Genomic DNA, 4319 nt, shown 5'->3' with positions numbered 1-4319 from the left:
CTGCTGCTGTGCCACGGATAGCCCACGAATCAGCATTCCAGCATCCAGATCAAGTCCCAGCGCATCAAGAGCTTTCTGCGCCTCATGCTTCATTTTCCGGTAATCCACCAGCTTCAAATGGTTTTTGGGTTCCCGGCCAAGAAAAATATTTTCTGCAATTGTCATCTCAGGAATGTTGGTAATTTCCTGATGGATAAAGCTGACACCATACTTGCGGGCATCGTCTACGGTCTTTATGGAAGCTTCCTTCCCGTCCATATAGATGGTGCCTGAATCAGCACTGAAAATTCCGCCCAGAATTTTCATCAAGGTGGATTTTCCTGCCCCATTCTCCCCCATAAGAGCCCGGACTTCTCCGGGCTTTATGGAAATACTGACTCCGTCAAGTACAACATTGCGACCAAACGCTTTGGTTATATCTTTCATTTCAAAAACATATTCACTTGACATGTTTTTAACACTCCTGTTCTGCATTCTTCGCTACGGGTCAACACTTTAGGGATTACTGATCTACGTTCTCCTCTGTAATGATAGACATCGGTACAACTACCTTCTCCTCAATGGTCTGTCCGGACAGAAGACGATAAGCGGTTTCGATACAGGTTGTACCGATTCCTGCCGGATCCTGTGCTGCAGATGCTACCATTTCACCGGCACGGATAAAGCCTTTTCCTTCATCAGAGCCGTCCACGGAAACAACCTTGGTAGCGTCTAAGCGACCTGCTTCCTTTAAGGCTGCGATGGCACCGCGGGCTGTCGGGTCATTGATCGTGAATACTCCGTCGATTACCGGGTTTGCGTTGATAAAGTCTACCATGATCGGCTGAGAATAATCGGACTTTGGCTTCTCAACGTCTTTGGCCTGGATGATCTCGATGTCTGGATACTTCTTTAATTCCTCTTCAAAACCGAACTGACGGTCATAACAAACTTCTGTGGTACTATATGTAATTTCTACTACTTTTCCTTTACCGCCTAAAGAATCTGCCAGAGCCTGTGCACACAGTTTTCCGGCTTCTTTATTATCAGAAACAACCGTACACTGAACCAGTTCCGGGTTCTTTACTGAGGTATTGAATGCAATGACAGGTATATCAGCTTCCTTGCATGCTTCCAGAGTGGCACGTACTCCTTCTGAGTTGATCGCGGAAATACAGATGACGTCACACCCCTGGTTGATCATATCAGCCACGTCATTCATCTGCTTATTCTGGTCACCGCCGGCATCCTGAATGATCAGTTCATCCTTCGATCCGCTAAGAGCTGCCTGCATGGCATCCTTGATCTGGATGAAGAACACATTCGTTAAATCCGGTGCAGAAACTCCGATCTTAATCGGCTCTCTGGTATCCTCCGCTTTTGCTGCGGTTGTTTCTGAACCGGAGTTTACTGCTGTTGTTTCCTTTACATCGGTTTCCTTTGCAGTGGAACCGCAAGCGCTTAAAGACAAGGCCATCATAGCTGATAATACAATTGCAGTAACTTTTCTCATAATAATCCACCTCTCAACATTTTTTCATTCTTTTGTAGCATACTTTGATTTGTTTTTGTTTTTTTACCCTAGTTTTTGTTACAAATGTTTAAACCATTGTATGATATCATTCTCTATTGCGTTCCCGGGTTTGCATTTTTGTCTGCTGTCATACAATATCGCAACTAAATAATACATTTTTTATTGAATTTTGTCAATAGGAATTTTAAAATTATGCAAAATTAACAAAGGTCTGTCATACACTTTCCCTCTCAGATTGTATTACACCTTTACCAATTCCTGGAAATTCCAAAAAAAAAGCAACAGAACGATCTTTTTCCATTCGTTCTGCTGCTGTTATTTCTACCTTTTACCGCTTAATGATGACATTCAAATCCGTGTTGATCAGAGAGATATGCCTCTTTGCATAAAGTTCCGACACCTCTTCGTCCCGCGCTTTTAAAGCTTCCACTATATTATGATGGGCTTTTATGGCATTCTGTGCATTTTGCGGTACCTGGAATGTCTTTAACCGGAAATCCCGGATGCACTCGTCAATCTTTCTGCTCATAAAAATCAGCATCTTATTTTTGCTGGCTTCCACGATCTGCCGGTGCAGCTTCTCATCATATTTTGCCATTCCGGCGATGTCCTCTTCCTCTACTGCGCGGATAAACCTGAAATGGATCCGTTCAATCTGCTCAAGCTCCGCATCAGTGGCCCGTTTCGCTACGATCCTCGCACACAAGGGTTCCACCGCACTTCGGACCTCGATATAATCCTTTAATTCCACTTCATTTTTAAGGAACCATTCTGCCAGTTCTTCCTGTCCCAGCTCTTTTTTACTGACCAGAAATGCTCCTCGTCCAGGTTTGATCTCCACCAGGCCACGGGCCTCTAGAATACGGAAAGCTTCTCTGACTGTACCGCGACCCACCGTCAGCTTTTCACACCATTCTTTTTCCGTAGGCAATTTTTGCCCGACTTCTATTCCGTCTGCTGCAGCAAATTCCTTCATACTGTTCACCACCTGCTGCACGATCGGAATTCTAGAAACCTCTTCCATTTATTCACACTCCCTCTTCTTCATATTCATCTTTCGTCTAAATATTCCATGATGTCATACAATCATTGTATCACATTTGAAGAAAACTGCAAACATAAACATGATTTTTCTACTTTTTTCATACCCATCAGACAATCCAGTTGTTTTCCCGCTGCATAAAAAAAGGCCAAAGCAGTGACTTAAAAAGTCCGCTGCTTTGGCCTAAAAAAAGGATTACAGGAACGTAACCTTCCATGTTTTGATTTCATAAGGATGAATTGTAAAAGAAGCCGTTCTGTCCTGGTAAGTTACTTCTGCCTCTTCCTCTTCCAGCATGTTGCATTCCATGATCCTCTGAATGTCCATGCCAAAGGTCATATTCCCGATGGTCCGTCTGTTGTTTGTCTCATAAAAGCGAAGGATGAGTTCATTGCCCTTTTGCGACTGCTTCACAACCTCAATGACAACGTTATCGGCATCCGCTTGTACCAGAGAGAATGCTCCGGGCAGCTGTCCTCCATCTTTCTCTTTTACAAGGGCTGTCATCGGATTATTCATGGTATAAGCCTTTTGTATTGTTCCTGCCGTTTTCCAGTCGCCCTTGTGGGGATAGATGGAAAATACAAAGCTATGGTGTTCCTTATCTGCATCCGGGTTTGGATAGGTTGCCGACTTTAACATGGAGATACCGATCTCACCGTCATGGACGTGACAGCCGTACTTGCAGTCATTGATCATGCTGACTCCATAATCATCCTCTGAAACATCGATCCACTTATGCATGCATACCTCAAATTTTGCATAATCCCACATGGTATTGTAATGGGTCTTCCTTTTCACATTACCATACTGAATCTCAAAAGTAGCTTCATCCGTATGGATATCAACCGGGAGAATCGACTTTAAGAAGATATGGTTTTCCTTCCAGTCGATCTCATTGCGAATGATGATTTCCGGGCTGTTGTATAAAAGGGAGATGTACTGTTCAATGATTGAGTCCAGATATCTTCTCTTTACACAAATTGTTGCGCGGACCGGACCGTTTTCCACAAGCTCCATGCTGCTTACGTCAGTAATCTCCCAGGACTTTTCTACATAATAGTTGTTTACATCCCAGGCATCATAGTTGTGTGGTCTGTCTTCATAGGTCATCAGCACGTTGGCATGCCTGTTTTCTTTCAGCACTTCCCGTTCATTCTGCTTATCATAAATCGAAGAAATCTGTCCGTTTTCATGGAGGGTCACGCAGATAAACTCATTCTCCAGATGCCTCTCATCTGCCCTTAAGCCGGTATCACAGCTTCCTTCCCGCAGTTCATAAGTCTTATAGCCCTTAGAAGGAACCTGGGAAGCACAAAACAGCCAGGAGCCATCTCCTGCCTTCTGCGCAGGAAACAGGATCTCTCCATCCATTACCGCTAAATTTTCCATATATTCCGGAGCGAGGAAGGATACGGCTCCCTCCCCGTAAAAGCTGTTAGGGTTAAATACCACCAGATTATCCTTATGGGCAGACACACCCTCTAAAACATTGGAAAGGGCATGATCCACCAGTTTCCTGCCGGTTTCTCCGATCGCTTCATATTCCTTTTTGGAATCCTCATATACCTCTTTAATAGAAGATCCCGGAAGGATATCATGGAACTGGTTTCTTAAGATCACTTCCCATGCATCCTCAATGGTCTCCCTGGGATAAGGATTCTGGTTTAATACTCCATCTAACATGGAGTAAAATTCTGCATTCTCAAATAAAAATTCTGATTTCCGGTTGAACTTTTTATTTCTTGCCATAGAGGTATAGGT

At 43.8% G+C, this 4319-nt stretch carries 4 protein-coding genes; all 4 read right to left on the bottom strand.

The window, feature by feature from the left end:
• Window positions 1-450, bottom strand: a 450-nt coding sequence (locus tag RT269_RS28575; protein ID WP_313187811.1) for an ATP-binding cassette domain-containing protein, incomplete at its 3' end; no start/stop codon positions are given.
• A gap of 52 nt (window positions 451-502) precedes the next feature.
• Entirely contained in the window at window positions 503-1492 is a 990-nt protein-coding gene (locus tag RT269_RS28570; RefSeq protein ID WP_313187810.1) for a sugar ABC transporter substrate-binding protein, read from the bottom strand.
• Between the two features lie 349 nt (window positions 1493-1841).
• Window positions 1842-2537: a FadR/GntR family transcriptional regulator gene (locus RT269_RS28565; protein ID WP_100041241.1), complete on the bottom strand. Its 696-nt coding sequence runs from the start codon at window positions 2535-2537 to the stop codon at window positions 1842-1844.
• 213 nt (window positions 2538-2750) lie between these two features.
• Window positions 2751-4319: alpha-mannosidase (locus RT269_RS28560; protein WP_313187809.1), on the bottom strand; the 1569-nt coding region annotated here is incomplete at its 5' end.

The sequence above is a fragment of the Lacrimispora sp. genome, from assembly GCF_032078915.1.
GTDB lineage: Bacteria > Bacillota > Clostridia > Lachnospirales > Lachnospiraceae > Lacrimispora.
The sequence above is the reverse complement of the archived record's forward strand: the minus strand, read 5'-3'. Positions and strand labels throughout refer to the sequence as shown.

Excerpts from the sequence above, each read along its gene's own strand:
- RT269_RS28570 (WP_313187810.1), bottom strand. The coding sequence starts at position 1,492 with ATGAGAAAAGTTACTGCAATTGTATTATCAGCTATGATGGCCTTGTCT.
- RT269_RS28565 (WP_100041241.1), bottom strand. The coding sequence starts at position 2,537 with ATGGAAGAGGTTTCTAGAATTCCGATCGTGCAGCAGGTGGTGAACAGT.